The 16,870-nt window shown below is 68.0% G+C and carries 8 protein-coding genes; all 8 read right to left on the bottom strand.

Translation table 11 applies throughout. The annotated features are described in order from the left end of the window. Positions 1-222: 222 nt before the first annotated feature. Entirely contained in the window at positions 223-2,097 is a 1,875-nt protein-coding gene (locus GBA63_RS01175) for a chitobiase/beta-hexosaminidase C-terminal domain-containing protein (protein WP_166172706.1), read from the bottom strand. Between the two features lie 257 nt (positions 2,098-2,354). Then, a complete protein-coding gene (locus GBA63_RS01170; RefSeq protein WP_166172704.1) occupies positions 2,355-2,951 on the bottom strand; it encodes a DUF4352 domain-containing protein in 597 nt (198 codons plus the stop codon). Positions 2,952-3,123: 172 nt separating this feature from the next. Next, on the bottom strand, positions 3,124-3,471 hold the full coding sequence (locus tag GBA63_RS01165) for a hypothetical protein (protein ID WP_166172702.1): 348 nt from the start codon (positions 3,469-3,471) through the stop codon (positions 3,124-3,126). Between the two features lie 302 nt (positions 3,472-3,773). Then, positions 3,774-5,681, bottom strand: coding sequence for a chitobiase/beta-hexosaminidase C-terminal domain-containing protein (locus GBA63_RS01160; protein ID WP_166172700.1), 1,908 nt, complete (start codon positions 5,679-5,681; stop codon positions 3,774-3,776). Between the two features lie 201 nt (positions 5,682-5,882). Next, positions 5,883-7,832 carry a chitobiase/beta-hexosaminidase C-terminal domain-containing protein gene (locus tag GBA63_RS01155; RefSeq protein WP_166172698.1) on the bottom strand — a complete coding sequence of 650 codons (1,950 nt, stop codon included), beginning with the start codon at positions 7,830-7,832 and terminating at the stop codon, positions 5,883-5,885. Between the two features lie 334 nt (positions 7,833-8,166). Then, positions 8,167-11,895 carry a chitobiase/beta-hexosaminidase C-terminal domain-containing protein gene (locus GBA63_RS01150; RefSeq protein ID WP_166172696.1) on the bottom strand — a complete coding sequence of 1,243 codons (3,729 nt, stop codon included), beginning with the start codon at positions 11,893-11,895 and terminating at the stop codon, positions 8,167-8,169. Positions 11,896-12,227: 332 nt separating this feature from the next. Continuing rightward, a complete protein-coding gene (locus tag GBA63_RS01145; protein ID WP_228282429.1) occupies positions 12,228-12,497 on the bottom strand; it encodes a methyltransferase family protein in 270 nt (89 codons plus the stop codon). Between the two features lie 419 nt (positions 12,498-12,916). Continuing rightward, the gene (locus GBA63_RS01140) at positions 12,917-16,813 is read right to left on the bottom strand and encodes a chitobiase/beta-hexosaminidase C-terminal domain-containing protein (RefSeq protein WP_166172694.1); all 3,897 of its coding nucleotides are present in this window, start codon (positions 16,811-16,813) and stop codon (positions 12,917-12,919) included. Between the last annotated feature and the right edge of the window lie 57 nt (positions 16,814-16,870).

The raw sequence follows: 16,870 nt of genomic DNA, 5'->3' as shown, positions 1-16,870 counted from the left end.
GCCCATATGGGCTAGTTGTGGTGTCCGGCCGGTGGCACAAGAGGAAGAAGAGGGGAAGAGCCGGGGCTGCGCGTGGGACCAGGGGCCCCGAGCATTGTGGATTCCGAAGGTCGGCTCCGAGAGTCGTTCGCCGCGAGAACAAGAAGGGAGGCCCCGCCCGGTGTGGGCGGGGCCTCGATGGGCGGGGCTATTCGTGTCTTTTGCCTACACGAGCGATCCTTCCTAGCGCACCACCCTGAAGCTCTTCGTCTCGCTCGTGGAGGCCAGGTTGTCGGCGTCCTTGGCGAACGCAGCCTTTATCCTGTAGGTGCCAACCGCGGTCGGCCTGTAGCTCGTGGAGTACCGCGAGAACTCGTTGAGCGTGAGGTTCCTCGTTATCGTCGTGAGGGTCCCGGGCCGGTCTATCGTCAACCTGACCGTCCCGCCGGAGTTGTTCGGGCTCACCCCCCCGCCTATGGCCCGCGTGTTGCCGAGCTTCATATCGGCGGTGGCGACGTTGAGCGTGGTCGTGCTCTGGGTGCGGATCGTGATAGTCCTCGACTGCACCTGGGAGGCGTTGCCGGCCGCGTCGTAGGCTATCGCCTTGACCGTCTGGGTCCTCGACACCTGGATCGGGCCTGAGTAGGGGTCGCTGCCCCTGTTTGGGGTGGTGCCGTCGGTGGTGTAGCGGATCTCCGCGTCAGGGTCGTCGGAGGCGAGGGTCACCGTCTGGGCCGCGTCGTAGGAGCCCGTGGCCGGGGTCATGCTGAGGCCCGGGGCGACGCGGTCTATGGTGTAGCCGAAGGAGGCGACGCTGGAGGAATTGCCCGCGGCGTCCACGACTATCGCCTTTATGGTCTGGCTGCCGGTCACGACGATCTGCTGGCCCGTGTAGGGGGTGCCGGTGGCGGCCGTCGGCTCGGAGCCGTCCGTAGTGTAGTAGATCTGGGCATTACCCTCGGGCGAGCCCAGGGAGACGGACTGGTCGGTGTTGTAGATGCCGCCGCCCGGGCTTGCCGTCGCGGCGTTCGGCGCCACCGTGTCCTTGTTGATGGTCCGCGACTGGTTCGCCGGGGCCGTGTTGGTGTTGCTGGTGAAGCTGGCGACGAGGTTGGAGGGTCCCTGGGGCAGGTTCGCCAGCGCGGAGGCGGGGACGGTGATCTCCCACGTCCCGTTGGCCGGGGCCGCCGCGAAGTTCTGGCCGCCGAGCGCTATGTTGACGTTGGTGATGTCGGCCGTGGCGACGCCGCTGACCACCAGGTTCTCGTTGGCGTTGGCCGTGTTGATCAGGTCGCGCGAGACGCTCGACATCGCGGTCTTCGCGGCCGGAGCAGTTTCCTCGCAGCCGGCGGCGGGCCCGCCGGGCTCGCCGAGCTCGGAGATGGTGGTCTCGTTGCCGGCGCCGTTGGCCCAGATGATGGAGTGCCCGCCGGTGAGGATGGAATCCTTGCGCCCGGCCTCGGTCATGCCGCCGTCCTCCTGGACCGCGTTGTCCGAGAACGGGGCCTCGTAGATGGCCTGCCAGTCGGTGGTGGCGCCCACGTAGTCGATGCTGTCGGGTTCGCCGCGCCAGCGCGGGGTCAGGTCCCTTACCTCCTCGGCGAGCTCGCCCGCGGCGAACTGTCCGCCGCCCGGGGCGATCGCGCGTCCCCCGACGACCACGTTGCCGTTGGCGTCTTCGGTGGGCCCGGAGGTGATGGCGATGTCCGCGACGGTGGTGGTCTCGACGCCGGCGGGGGTTGTAACCCGCACCACGTCGCCGCCCTGGATGTCCGGGGTGGCGCCGACCCAGCAGTCGCCCGGTCCCGGATTTCCTTCGGCCCCGTGGTTGACCTCGAGGCCGGACCCCGCGGCCCCCGCGACGGTCCTGGCCGCCCCGGTATCGCCTATGACGACGCCGTTCCTGAGCACCTCGATCCGCATGTCTATGCCGTTTTGATAGTTCTCGGCGACCACCATGTCGCGGTCGGGGAACACGGTCAAGGCGTGCGGGTTGTTCACGGCGGCCCAGGAAGGGCTCGCGGCGGCCGCGCCCATCACGAGGGCGGTGGCCGAGAGGGCGAGCAGCTTCTTGAGCTTGCTTCCGCTCTCTAATATGTTTGTGGGCCTGGCAGTCATTCTTTTCTTCCTTTCGTTGCTTTTCTCGTCGGTTTCGCCTGGTGGTGTCTTTGCCTTCTTTATGTATCCGGGCTCCTGGACAACGGACAAGCATGCGTCTGGCCTGCCGGATCGTAGATCGTCGCGTTGTTCGTGGAACCCACCTCCTCCGCCTCCTGCTTTGGTCTGCGAATCTTCGCCCGTTGCGTTCGATCCGCCATTGCGTTTATGGGCGATCTTTTACTAGCCCATGTGGACTAGAAACGCGGGGCACAAATCTAGTGGCCGTGGCCCCCGCCCTCGCCGGCCGGGAGATCCAGGGCGACGGCACGGCCGCCGTCGAACCGGAGCATCAGGTTTTCGGCCTTCTCGGGGGCCTGGAAGACCAGGTTGCCCGCGACGGCGTTGCCGCCCGCGAGGTTGTCCTCGCCGAGTTGCGACCGGATCGGCTGGTGGTCCTTGACCCCTTTGCCGGAGAGGCGGAAGTCTTCGGGCGCGTACTCGAGGCCGCCGCGCGAGACCAGCGTCACCTCGACGGCGAAGCGCTCGTATCCCTCCGGGGCCATGTCCATGCCCGTGGAGGACATGTTCATGCCACCGGCGGAGAACTTGGAGGTCTGCATGGGCGCCATGTGCTCCGGCGTCACCTTCTCGACCCGAAGCAGCCCACCGGGCACCTTTACGTCTTCCCCGACACGAGCAGGGGGCTCCTCGCCCGTCAGGGAAGAGACCAGGCCCCACCCGCCCGCGACCAGCGCCGCGGCGACGGCAAAAGCCAGGATCAAAGCCCCCGCCACCGCCCGATACCTGGGTACCGTCGGGGAGACGGCCCCGGAAAGGTCTTCGGTCTCTCTGATCGCGGTCTGCGAGGTCATAGGGTTTCGCGCCTCCACTTCGGCTCTTGACTCTGCGCCGTTATGATCGTCCGCAGGGCGTACCCCGCCATCGCGTGTATGGACGAACTTTGACTAGCCCATCTGGACTAGCCCCGGCAAAAGAGAAGGGCCGGAGCTCCCGCCCCGGCCCGGTCTCGCCTATCCCCCCACGTTACCGGGAGACGACCACCCTCTCGCAGTTGCCCCCGACGATGTCCTCGGTGCCGGGGTCTATGAGCACCCGGTCGAAGCCGGCCCCGCAGTTCACGCGGTCTGTCTCGCCCCTGCCGGGGTCGACGGCGTTTATGAAGTCGTTGCCGTCGCCGCCGAAGAGGCGGTCGGAGTCGCCGCGCCCGATCAGGGTGTCCCTGCCGCCCAGGCCGCGAAGCGTGTCGTTCTCGGCCGTGCCGACCAGCCTGTCGGGGCCGTTGTCCCCCGTAAGGTTGAGCGCAAGGGCGGCGCCCGCGCTGAGGGCCACCATCATCGCCGCGACCGTGAGTATCAACACCAATTTCCTCATGCTTACCTCTCTATCGTCCTTGCTCGTGGCTTTTCCGTACGCCACGATCATGCCGCGAAACGCCGGGATCTTCCTCGTCAATTCCAACGATTTTTGGGTAGTCCAATTGGGCTAAGGGCCGACCCTGCCTGAAGCGGTTTGCAGAGGGGTAGAACCTCTCTGCAAAGCTCTCAGCGATCAGCGGTCAGCCTTCAGCAAGAACAAAAAAGCTGACCGCTGATCGCTGAGAGCGGAGGCGAAGCCGGAGCGGGCCGATAGCCGACGGCGCGGGTTGCGGTGGCTCAATGCCACCGCGATCCGCTTTAGCGGACGACCCTGAAGCTCTTGACGGCGCTCGTCGATCCCAGGCCGTCGGCGTCCTTGACGAAGCTCGCCTTTACCCGGTAGGTGCCTACCGCTGTCGGCCTGTAGGTGAAGCCGAACCGGGAGAAGGCATTGAGCGTGAAGCCGCGCGTCGCGTTCGGGAGGTCGCCGGGACGGTCTATGGTCACCCTGACGAAGCTGCCGGCCTGGTTGGGGCTCACCCCGCCCGCTATGGCCCGCGTGTTGCCGAGCTTCATGTCGGCCGTCGGGACGTTGAGGTTGGTCGTCGTGGCCTTGCGGATCGTGACGGTCCTCGACTGGACCCCGGAGGCGTTGCCCGCGGCGTCGTAGGCTACCGCCTTGACCGTCTGGGTTTTCGCTATCCGGACCGGGCCCGTGTACAGTTTGCTGGTCCTGTTGGGCGTGGAGCCGTCGGTGGTGTAGCGGATCTCCGCGCCCGGGTCGTCGGAGGTGAAGGGAACCATCTGCGCCGCGTCGTAGGAGCCGCTGACGAAGTTCGAGGTCAGGCTCGGGGCGACGCGGTCAATAGTGTAGCCGAAGGAGGCGACGCTGGAGGGGTTGCCCGCGGCGTCCACGACTATCGCCTTTATGGTCTGGCTGCTCGTCACGTTTATCTGCTGGCCGTCGTAGAGGGTGCCCGTGGTCGCGGTCGGGTCGGAGCCGTCCGTCGTGTAGCGGATCTTCGCGCCCGCCTCCGTGACGCCCAGGGAGACGGACTGGTTCGTGTTGTAGAGGCCTGGCCTCGGGGTCGCCGTGGCGGGCGGCGGGGAGACCGTGTCCTTCTCGACGGTCGCCGTCTGCGGCTGTGCCGGGGCGCCCGGTCCGGTGAAGGTTGCCTTTACCTCGTTATCTCCCTCCCTGAGGCCGGAGGCCGGGATCAGGGCCGACCACGTGCCGTTCGCCCGGTCCACGTCGGCCGCCGGGGCTTCCACGCCGTTGAGCTGCAGGCCGACGTCCACGCCGTCCTGTATGACGCCGCTTACCGCGACGTTCTCGTTCACGTTTGCCTGGGTGATGAGCTCGGGGGAGGCGACGCCGAGCGCGCTGTCCGGCGCGTCGGGGGCGAGGGCCTCGCAACCAGGCGCGGGACCGCCCGTGCCGAGGCCCTCGACGAGCTGGGCCTCCGCCGGCAGGGGCGCCACGTGGCCGTAGCCCATCGCGTGGTCGCCGTTCAAGATGGCCTGCTTCTGCTGCTGAGTGGTAAGCGCCCCCCGCTGATCGAAGATCTCGTACGGCGCCTCGTAGATGGCCCTCCAGCCGTCCTGCGTGCCGTCTATCCTCTCCACCCTGGTCGGGTTGGCCCTGAGCCTGGGAGAGACGCTCCTGACCTCGCCGGAGTTGAGCTGGTCGATGGGGATCGGACTCCCGTCGGCGTAGGAGGCCGTGCCCTCCACGATCACGTCGAACGGGTCGAGGGTGGCGGGGTTGTCTTGCGCGGGACCCGGCATCGTTATGTTGTCGACGAGGATTTGGTCGGTAACCCCGGCGGCGTCCGTGACCACGATGCGGTCGCCGGGACGCACGTCGGGCGTGAAGTTCTCCCAGCAGTCGCCCTGGACCACGTTGCCCTCCACGCCGTGGTTCACCTCGAGACCGCCGCCCTCCGGGGTGTCGACCGCCAGCCCGAACGCCGTGGCTATGCGGGTGTCGCCGCGGTAGACGTCCACGGTGAGCTTCTCGCGCGTCTGGTAGCCGAAGGCCGCCACGAAGTCCAGGTTGCCGAAGACGGTGATGTTCCTGCCGTCCCTGACCCCCGGCCCGGTGGGCATGGCCGACGCCGGTATCGCCAGCGTCAGGCCCACCAGGAGGGACAGGGCGCAGACCGCCAGCACCTTTGCCCGCCTGCCGCCGGTGGTCGCCTGCCGTCCCGCGCTCTCATCGGTCATCGCCTTTTGCCCCTCTCAGGTCTTCTACACGACGGATCACCGCTAATCATCCCGCCTCACGGCCACCCCGCCATCCCCCGCAAAGGCGAACTTTCTCTAGCCCATTCGTCGTACCGATGGGACCGGCCCACGCAAGAGAGGCCCCGCCCACACCGGGCGGGGCCTCGAAGGACAGCTACTCGCGTCGTTTGTTTTCCTTGCCTAACGGACCACCCTGAAGCTCTTCATCACGCTCGTGGAGGCCAGGGCGTCGGCGTCCTTGACGAAGCTCGCCGTTATCCTGTACGTGCCCGGCGCGGTCGGCTTGTAGGTAGTGCTGAACCGCGAGAACTCGTTGAGCGTTGCGCTCCTCGTTATGGTCGAGAGCGTGCCCGGGCGGTCTATCGTCACCCTGACGAAGCTGCCGGCCTGGTTGGGGCTCACCCCGCCCGCTATGGCCCGCGTGTTGCCGAGCTTCATGTCGGCCGTCGGGACGTTGAGGTTGGTCGTCGTGGCCTTGCGGATCGTGACGGTCCTCGACTGGACCCCGGAGGCGTTGCCCGCGGCGTCGTAGGCTACCGCCTTGACCGTCTGGGTTTTCGCTATCCGGACCGGGCCCGTGTACAGTTTGCTGGTCCTGTTGGGCGTGGAGCCGTCGGTGGTGTAGCGGATCTCCGCGCCCGGGTCGTCGGAGGTGAAGGGAACCATCTGCGCCGCGTCGTAGGAGCCGCTGACGAAGTTCGAGGTCAGGCTCGGGGCGACGCGGTCAATAGTGTAGCCGAAGGAGGCGACGCTGGAGGGGTTGCCCGCGGCGTCCACGACTATCGCCTTTATGGTCTGGCTGCTCGTCACGTTTATCTGCTGGCCGTCGTAGAGGGCGCCGGTGGTGGCGGAGGGGTCCGTCCCGTCCGTCGTGTAGCGGACTTTCGCGCCCGCCTCCGCGCTGAGCGTGACGGATTTGTCGGTATTGTAGATGCCGGGAGGCACGTCGGACGTCGCCGGGCCGGGGGCGACCGTATCTTTTTGGAGTTCCAGGGTCGCGCCCGTGGTCGTCCCGCCGCCGGAGAGGGCGTAGGCGCCCGTGGCGGTCAGGGTGCCGTCGCTCAGGGCGTCGAGATCCGCCCGCGAGAACTGCGCGGACCACGTCTGCTCTCCGCCGGGGCCGGGGGCGAGGTTGGTGGCGCTGACGGTGGGATCGGTGGTTGCCGCGTCGCCGTCGCCCAGGGTAATGTCGACGCCGGAGACGTCCTCCATCGCGGTGCCGCTGAGGTTGAGGGTGTCGCTGGCGATGTTCACGTTCTCGTCGTCGCTGGTGGCGACGGCGTTCGACTGCTTCGGCGCGAGCGCCTCGCACCCGAGGGCGGGGCCGCCGCCTCCGACGCCGTCGACGAGCTGGGTCTCGGCCGGCAGGGGCGCCACGTGACCGTAGCCCATCGCGTGATCGCCGTTCAAGATGGCGTCCTTCTGCTGCTGGGCCGTGAGGGGCGCGGGCATCTGGACGATATCGTACGGGGCCCGGTAGATCGCACGCCAGCCATCGGTCGTACCCGGGATCCTCTCGACGGCGCTTGGCGCCGCGCGGAACCTTGGGCTCGCCTGCCGCAGCTCACCGGAGTCGAGCCGGTCGACGGGGATGGGCGTCCCGTCGGCGAAGGAGGCACGGCCCTCGACGATAACGTCGCTCGGGTCGGCGGTCGAAGTGTCGTCCTTCGGCGCCTTCATGGAGATACCGTCTACGGTGACCTCCTCGGTCACGGTCCCGGCCGCGCTCGTCACCACCACGCGGTCGCCGGGCAGGATGTCGGGCGTGAAGTTCTCCCAGCAGTCGCCCGGCTGAGGGTCTCCTTCAGGCCCGTGGTTTACTTCGAGGGCCCCGTTCTGGGGCAGACCCTCGTCGGCCTCGACCGCCGGCCCGGTGGCGGTGCCGATCATGTGGTCCCCGCGGAAGACTTGCACGGTGAGCTCCTCACCCACCTGGTAGCCGAAGACGGCTATGAAGTCCAGGTTGTGGAAGACGGTGATGTTGTGCCCGGGCTGTATCCCCGGGCCGGTCGGCAAAGCCTGAGCCGGTGCCGCGAGCGGCAGGCTCACGAGGAGGGCGGTGGCGGAGATCGCCACCAGCTTCTTGAGCCGTCTCCCCCTCTCGAATATGTTCCCGTACTGTGTACCCATCTCCCCTACTCCCTTTCTCTCTGGACCTGTCGCTTCGTTTGCCGCTCCTTCGGGGACCGGAACCTTCCGGCAACCCGTGGGCGGGAGCCCGGTCTGCCTGTTACAGTTCGTCCGCCAGGCCCACCTCCCCGCAGGTCCTGTCCTCGTAGGTACTGCTTCGGGAATATGGTCGCTTACCCCGCAGGATTCGCCATCGCTTGCATGGGCGAACTTTCCCTAGCCCATTTGCCGTATGAGGCACAATCCCCGGCGATCCGGTACCAAAAGCCGGGACGACGAGGGGACCCGTCCTGAAAGAACGGGTCCCCCGCGGCTCGAAGGCCCTATCGGATGACTACGGGGCGATCCTGAAAGACCAGCTCATGCCCGTGGCCATCGCGTTGCCGGCCGTGTCCTTCACCCCGTTCGCCCCGCCCACGATCGTCGCGGTGTAGGTGGCGCCGCGGACGAGGTTGGCGTTCGGGTTGAGGGTGACGACCCTGGTTGCCGGGCTGTAGTTGACGGTGGCGCCGACCCTGGTGCCGTTCCTGACGAGCCTGACGGTGGTCCCGTTCACGGTGTCGGCCGTCATCGCCTCGGAGAAGGTGGCCGTGACGTTGCTGGCGGGCGCGACGTTCCGGGCGCCGGCGGCCGGCGTCGTCCTCGTGACCGTGGGCCTGACGGTGTCGATGGTCCAGGTGCGGGAGGCCGGGTCGGCTTCGAGGTTGCCGGCGAGGTCCGTAGTCTGCGCCCTGAAGGTGTGCGAGCGGTTGGGGGCGAGCCCGGTGTAGTTCCTGGGCGAGGTGCAGGCGGCGAAGGCGACCCCGTCGAGGGAGCACTGGAACCTCGCGCCCTGCGGCTCGCTGGAGGAGAGGCCGAAGCTGGCCGTGGTGACGTTGACGGTGCCCGTAGGACCGGAGGTAATGGTCGTGTTCGGCGCCGCCGTGTCGACGGTGAGGTTGAGGACGTTTGACCTAGCACTCTCGTTGCCGGAGGCGTCGGTGGCCGTCACGAGGAGGGCGTGGTCCCCGTCGGAGAGCGTATTGGCGGTGACGCTGAAGCTTCCGTTGGTGCCGGCGGTCGCCTGGCCCACCTGGTTCAGGGTGTCCGTGCCCGTGAGCTCGAAGAGCCTGACGGTCGAGCGGGCCTCGGCCGTGCCGCCGAAGGTCGGCGTGGCGTCGTTCGTCACGTTGTCGGTGTTGGAGAGGCCCGTGTCGCTCGCGGCGGCCAGATCGAGGGCGCCCGGCTGGCGCGGCGCGATGCCGTCCACGATGTTGAACTCGAAGGTCCTGACGGCGCTCTTGTTGCCGGCCTTGTCGACCGCTATGGCCTTCAGGGCGTAGGGCTCGGGCCTGGCGTCGAGCACGATTTGCGACTCGGCGAGCCTGCTGTACGGGGTCGGGTCGTTGCCGTTGAGGGTGAAGCGGATGCCCGTTCCCTCGGCGTCGCCGTGTTCGAGCGCGATCGCCTGCCAGGTCGGGTAACGGTTCGTGCCCGTGTTGGCGTTCGGCGTGGCCGTGATGCCGTTCGCGTCGGGTGCCACGGTGTCCTTGAGGACCTCGAAGTTCACGACGCCGTCGAAGGTGGTGGTGGTCGGGTTGCCGTTCGCGTCAGGCTCGCCCGGGACCGTGTAGGCCGCGGAGGCCGTGAGGGTGCCCTCGTCGAGGCCGCCAAGCTGCCCGGCCGTGAAGGCGGCCTTGAAGACCTGGGCGTTCGGGCTCGTGAGGCCGGGGGACGGGGTGATGGCGGCGTCGGCGGAGGCCGTGTTTCCGGACCCGTCGGTCAGCGTTACCCTGACGGCGCTCGCGTTGTTTGAGAGGCCGTCGATCTGGAGGCCCTGGGAGACGTTGGTGGCGTTGACCGCGTCCCGGTTCGCGCCGGTAACGGCGAAGTCCGTGGGGGCGGGGCAGCCGCCGAAGCCGGGGCCGCCGAGCTCGCCGACCTCGAAGATCGTGATCCCGAGCCGGTCGCCCGCGGCGTTGGTCGCCTGCCAGCCCATGATCCTGGTCTGGCCCGCGACCGCGAGGTCGCGCTCGACCGCGTTGAGGCCCGTGTAGACGGCGGTCCACCTGGTGCCGTCGGGGTTGTCCTGCGGATCGACCGGGTCGTAGGAGATGTCGCCGAGCTCGGCGCCGTCGCTCGTCGCCCGGATGTCTCGCCGGCCGATGGTGCTGCCGGGGGCGTCCCTGAAGTCGGGGTTGATGATGCGCTGCTCGAGGCGCTCTATGGGGAACGGGTTGCCGTTGGCGTCGGCGGCGGTGCCGTGGATGACGACGGTGCTGCCGACCTCCTCGGCACCGGTCGCGAAGACGTCCGAGGTGCTAACGGCGTCGCCGTTGCCCTGGGCGTCGGTGACGATCACCTCGTCGCCAGCCTTGATGTCGGGGGTCTGGCCGGTCCAGCAGACGCCGCCCGGGTGGTTGACCTCCAGGAAGCCGGCCGCGTCGGTGGTGCCCTTGGCGGCGCCGACGACGTGCCCGTTACGGACTACCTTGAAGAACAGGTCGGTGAAGGGCTCGTAGAAGTCGGCCACCACGAAGTCCCGCGAGGGGAAGACCGTGACGTCGTGCGGGAGCTGCGGCGGGTTGTTGATGGTCCCGGTGTTGGGCGCGTCGGGGACGTCTATGGGCGTGACGTTGGCCGGGGCGTCCACGGTCGAGTCGGGACCGACGTTGATGTCGTAGGCGAAGGAGTTGACGCCGCTCTGGTTGCCCGCGGCGTCGACCATGCGGGCCCGGATGGTCTGGTCGTCGGTGACGATGATGTCCTCGCCGAAGACACGGCTGGCGAGCGTGGGCTGGCTGCCGTTGGTGGTGTAGTAAACCTCCGTGAGCCGGTCCTCGCCAGCGGGCTTCTGGAGCTTCACGTTCTGCGGGCTCGTGAACGTGCCGGCGCCGGGCGTTGCCGTGAGGCCGCCCGCGTCGGGGGCCACGGTGTCCTTGAGGATCAGCTTGTCCGCGCCCTTGATCTGGCGCTCTACCGGAAGCTGGGTCGCCTCGTCTATGTCCTGGATGGTGTAGGTGCTAGAAGCGGTGAGGTTGCCGTCGGCGAGTGTCGCGACGTCGGCGGCGGAGAAGGTTCCCTTCCAGCTCTGGTGCCCGGTGGCGGGCGTGGGCTGCTGGGTTATGTTGGCGTTTATGGTCCTGGTGCCGTCGGAGAGGGTGGCCGTTACGGCGCTCGCGTCGAAGGCGGAGCCGGTGACGTCGAGGGCCTGGCCGACGTTCGAAGCGTTTATGGCGTCGCGGCCGAAGTCGGCGACGCCGTAGCTCGCGCCGGCGCCGCAGCCGCCGAGGCCGGGCCCGCCGATCTCGTCTTCCTCGAAGATCGTGATCCCGAGCCGGTCGCCCGCGGCGTTGGTCGCCTGCCAGCTCATGATGCGGGTCTGGCCCGCGACGGCGACCTGCTCGGCCTGGTCGCCGAGGTCGGAGTAGGTGGCCGTCCAGGCGTTGCCGGTCTCGCCGTCGTAGGAGATGGTGCCGAGCTCGGCGCCGTCGCTCGTCGCCCGGATGTCTCGCCGGCCGACCGAAGTATCTACCAGGTCGGGGTTGATGATGCGCTGTTCCAGGCGCTCGATCGGGATCCTGGAGCCGTCGGCCTCCCTGGCCGTGCCGTGGACCTCGATGTTGCCCGTCGTATCGTTTATGAAAGCGGCCTCGGCGGTCACGTTCGCCGTGGTCACGGCGTCGCCGTTGCCCGAAGGATCGGTGACGACCACCCTGTCGCCGGGGAGAATATCCGGGGTCTGATCCGTCCAGCAGACGCCGCCCGGGTGGTTGACCTCTAGAAGGCCGCCGGCCACTACGCCGGTGGCGGTGCCTACCGTCACGTCGTTGCCGCCGGTATCTTTGCGGATAACCTCGAAGTCCAGCCGCTGTCCGTCCTGGTAGCCATCTGCCACCACGAAATCTCGCTGGGGAAATACCACGACCTCGTGGGGCAACTGCGGCGGCTCGTTTATTACGGCCTGCGCGTTGGCCTGCGGCGCGAGCGCCAGAACGGCGAGCAGCGCGGCGAAGCAGGCGAGGAACGCCTTCCTGACTACGCTGATACCCCTGCTCGAATCGTGCTCCCGTACGTACGTCATGCCTTCTCCCTTGCTGGTTGAAACGCCCGCGCTCGCGCGCCGAAACGCGGACCCCTCGGGTCCGCGAAAGAGATAGTTCGATGGTCGCCGGTGCGTGACCTGCTCTTCGTAACCCATACCGGTCATCCTCTTCTCCTCTGATGTGCTATTTCCCACAAGAGAATGATGCGGCATCCCACACGGTTCTCCCTCGCGAAGATAGGCCATCTTTGACTAGCCCAAAATAGGCGTGTACCTCTAGCTCATTTGGGTTAAATACGGCCGCGGAAGGTTCTATCCGGCAAGAAGATCCAGCCGGAGGGCGGTGTCGACGGGGCGGGGCTTCGCCCGGGCTAGATCCAGCGCCGCGCCCGAGCTTTGTAGCCCAGGTACTCCCGGCCGAACTCCCGCTCCAGGTAACGCTCTTCTTGCTCGATAACCCTGACCCTTATTACCGCCAGTACCACCGGCAGGAGGAGCAAGGACCAGGACGACCTCGCCAGCAGCGAGATCCCCGGATATATCATCGCGAACGAGAGGTACCCGGGATTGCGGCTGTGGCGGAACGGCCCCCGGTCAGCAGCCTGTCGGCCGGTTCGTCCAACCGGAAGGGTGTCCCGGATCTCCTCATGGTGCGTCCGAACCAGCCCGCCAGCGAAACCCCGGCGCCCCCCAACACCAGGCCAACAACCCGCGAGGATCTACCCGGCAGGACGGGCAATCGGGCCGACCTGCCGAGCGCGAGGCCCGCCACCAGGCCGCCGAGAAAGATGGGCGGCGGGGGTACGAGTATGCCCCCGAATCGTCCCGTCGACCGTCGTCCTCGCCCACGCCGCTTCCTCCAACTCACCCACAAGCCGGGTTCGATGCGGGAGCATGCCACGACCCGCGGTTCGCGGCCAGTTCGGTGCTCTTCGCGTCTTCGACCCGCGAATGCGTTTCGCCAACCCCACTCCACCCGGGCGTTGCCTTTGGCGAGGTTTCGAAAAGGGGGCCGGCCCGATGCTGGGCCGGCCCCCTCTGCTCCCGTCTGCCCCCCTTACTAGCGGTTACGGATGGTGAAGCTCCAGCTTCTCGCGGCGGAGCCCCCGTCGACGTCGGTGGCGGTCACCCTGACGTTGTAGCGGCCGGGGTCCAGCGGCTGGCCCGCCGGGACCTGGTAGGTCAGGCGGTTGGTGTCGGCGTTGTAGACGAAGGCCGACCGCGGTATGGCCCGACCGTTGATCGAGAGCGTGACGTCGGCCTCGGTCAGGTCGGAGTCGCTGTCGTTGACGGTCGCCGCCACCCGAGGCGTCGCGTCCCTTATGGCCGTGGTCGGGCTCATGTTGGAGATAGTGGGCAGGAAGTTCCGGATCCTGTACTCCGCCACGAACGTCTGGGAGACGTTGCCGGCCGTATCGACACCGAGGAACCTCAAAGTGTCGCGGGCGTTGGCGATGCGGACGGAGTTGCCCTCCGTGGTGCCGGCCGCGCCCGGGGCCGGATCGACCGCGCCGTTGAGCGTGTAGTGGACGCTTGCCGCCTCGTTTGGCGTCAGCGTGACCGTGTGGGCCCTGGGGTAGGTGCCGGCGGCGGCCTGGGCCGTGACCCTGGGGGCCGTCCGGTCGATCGTGAGGCTCAGGGCCGGATCGGTGGCGGCGCTGGTGTTGCCCGATTGGTCGGTCGCCGTGGCCGTCACGGGAAGATCCGCGCCCGGGGCGAGGCCGGCGATGGTGACGCTGTACCTGTTGTCTTCGCCCGCGACGGCGCTTCCCCTCTCGGTACCGTTGACCAGGATCTTCACCGCGGAGCCAGCCTCGGCGTCGCCGGTGAAGGTGAGGCTGGCGGCGTTGGTGACGTTGTCCTCGTTGGACTTGCCCGTGTCGCTCTCCGCCGCGAGGTCCACGGACGGGACGTTCGGCGCCTGGTTGTCCACGATGTCGTAGGCTTGCGCGCCGACTTCGGAGGAGTTGCCGGCCTCGTCTACGGCCCAGAACTTGAGCGTGGTGTCCTTGCGGATCACTACCGGCGTGGCCGCGTCGTAGAGCGCCCTGTCGACGTTGGTGGGATCGGAGGGGTCCGTGCCGTTGGTGGTGTAGAAGATCTTGACCTTGCCCGGCTCGTTGGCGACGCTCAGCCTCACCGCCGGGTTGACGTTCTCGAAGACCCTGGCGCCTTCCACGACGGAGCCGGCCTCGGGGGTGTCCTCGGCGACCACGACCGGGGCCTCGGTGTCCATCTTGTAGACCTCGGTGTAGACCTTCGTCGGCCGGGGATGGGTGGCGCTCGTGGCGGCGTACTTGAGCGTGGTCTCGCCGTTGGCGGGGATCTGGATCGGGGCTCCCGCGACGAACTCCCGCGCGTTCTCCGTCGGCTGGCCGTCCGCGCCAACAGGCTCGGAGCCGTCGAGCGTGTAGAAGATCCTCGCGTCGAACTCGGAGGCGCCGAGGGTCACGTCCAGGGGCCTGTTGTAGAAGCCGCCGACCGCGCTCGCGGCCGCCTGGAACTCGGAGTACCGGCCCGTTACGGAGAAGAAGTCGGACTGGATGTAGGGCTTCTCGGCCGTCCCCCGGTTGAAGTCGACCGCGGATTCCTCGTCCTGGACCGCCCGGATACCGGGGCCCTCGACCCTGAAGAAGTTGGCGGGGACCATCGGCGAGTCGGGGTCGTTCGGGTCCGCGTGGGCCATGATGGGGCTGCCCTGGACGACGTCCTGGTCGGTTACGGGGTCGGCGAGGTAGCGTCCGCCGTCCGGGGCGTCCGTAGGCTCCTTGGTCTTATCCGCGAGGGTCAGGAACGGGCCGACGCGGGAGAAGCGGGCCTCGTTGAAGTCGCAGGGCTCCGCCTCGGAGGGCAGCATGCAGCCGATGTCCTCGGTTACGTTGATCTCCCCGCTGCCCTTGCCGTTGTCCTCGGCGACGTAGGTGTCGACGCCGTAGGGATGGGTGACCTTGTAGGTCTCGCCGATGATCAGGTCGTCTACCCGGATGCGGATGCGTCCGAAGACCATACGGTCGTTGGGGTTCGGCTCCTCGTTGAGGAACGCGGCCTCCAGCGCCATGATCAGGTCTGCAGACCCCCTCTCGCTGGTGTCCATGCTGGACTCGCCGGTCCACCAGAAGGCCTCGCCCGGGAAGCGGTCGGGGAAGCGGACGCCGTCGCCCGGCTGCCAGTCCGCCGGCATCTCCATGGGCGTGGCGCAGTACCCGCCGCCCGCCTCGGGCGCCGCGACGGGGTTGAGGCATTGGTCGAGCCTGACGCCGTTGCGGTCCTCGTACCAGAACGGGAACCCGGTGTGCGGGTTCACGGGGCCGACCTTGAGGTTGGCGACCACGAACTTCCGGCTCTTGATCCGGCTCCAGGCTCCTTCCTCGTCCTGGCCCGTGGCCTCGTTGTGGTTGAGGTCCAGGGCCGCGGCCTTCACGGTCTGGGTGCGGGCGATGTTCAGGACGTTGCCCTCGTTCTGGGCCCCGGGGGCCGGGTCGTAGACGAACGATCTGCGGTTCGGGTTGGCCTCGTCCGTGGGGTCCGAGCCGTCGGTGGTGTAGTAGACCCTTGCCTTCTGGGTCGCGGCTATGGTGAGGTCGCCCGGCTCCTCGTGCTTGCCCGCCGCGAGGCCGGAGAAGACGACGTTCGGGGCGACGAGGTCCACGGTGTAGGTCCTGTCGAGCTCGGCCGAGGTCTTCCCGTCCTTGACGGCGATGGCCCGGACCCTGGTGTCGACGCCGGCGGCGGCGGTCGGGTCGCTTTCGAGGGCGACGCCCGCGCCGTTCGGGTCGTAGATCTTGCGGTTCGGGTTTGCCCCGTCGGCCGGGTCGGAGCCGTCGGTGGTGTAGTAGACCTCGGAGCCGGGCTCGGAGGGGACGAGCTTTATCTTCTGGTCCTTGTCGTTGAAGACGGTGTCGGCGCGGCCCTCGGCCCCGACGGCCTCGGCCGCGAGCCGGAGCTCGGCGACCTTGCCCGTGACGGCGAAGAGGTCGGTCTCGCCGACGAGCGCGGGCTCGGCGAGCGGCCGGCCGGCGCCGTCTTTTATCTGCTCAATCTTGAAGTAGTTGGTCCCCTTGGGGCTTCCGACGACCTTGTGGGGCGTGTCGGGGTCACCGAAGTAGGCGTCCGGCCGGTTGGGGTCGGGGTTGCCGTCGGCGTCGAGGGCCATGAGGTTTTCGTCGGCGGGCGTGGCCTCGTCGCCGTCGGTGCCGTTGCCGAAGGTGTCCCACTTGAGGAAGGGGCCCACGCGGCCGTTCAGCATCTTGTCGAAGTTGCACGTGGTGATGGCCGTGGGGAAGCAGCCGATGTCCTCGGTGACGAAGACCCGGCCGTCGTTGGCGGTCGCGGGGTCGCCGTCCTTGTCCTCGGCGACGACCGTGTCGATGCCGTAGGGATGCGTGACCCTGTAGGTGGCGCCGGGGACGCCGTTGTCGATCCGGACGCGAACGCGCCCGAAGCTCATCTGGTCGCCCTCCTTGGGGTTCTCGTTGGCGAACGCGGACTCGGCCGCCATCACCAGCAACGCGTTCGTGGCATTCGGGTCGTTGGGGTCCTCGATGTGGGCCTCGCCGGTCCACCAGAAGGCCTCGCCCGGGAAGTTGTCGGGAAAGACCATGGGCGCGTTCTCGTCTGGCATCTCGAAGGGCGTCAGGCAGCGCCCGCCCCCGGGGTTCGGCGCGCCCGCGTTCGGGGCGCCGTCGGGTACGGTCGCCGGCTTGGGGTTGAGGCAAAGCTCCAGCTTCGCCCCGCTGTGGTCCTTGTACCAGAACGGGAATCCGCTGTCGGGGTTTATGGGTCCGCTCTCGGCCAGGCCCTGACGGGACTGCTCCTGCGCCCGGACCGGCGAGGCCAGCCCCCCGAGCACGGCGGAGAGGAGCAGTAGCGCGGCAACGGCGGCGAGCGTTATCCTGACCGCAGTGCCTCGCCCGTTCTCTTTTCCACCCACCAAAGCTTGCTTGTAGTTACCGATCAAGGTCCTTCCTCTCCGTACGTTGATATGGTTACGTCTCTCGCTGGCCCCGCTTGCAGG

Origin of the sequence: Rubrobacter tropicus (assembly GCF_011492945.1) — a bacterium.
Taxonomy (GTDB): Bacteria; Actinomycetota; Rubrobacteria; order Rubrobacterales; family Rubrobacteraceae; genus Rubrobacter_D; species Rubrobacter_D tropicus.
Note: the sequence above shows the minus strand (reverse complement) of the source record. Positions and strands in the feature narration are given on the sequence as shown.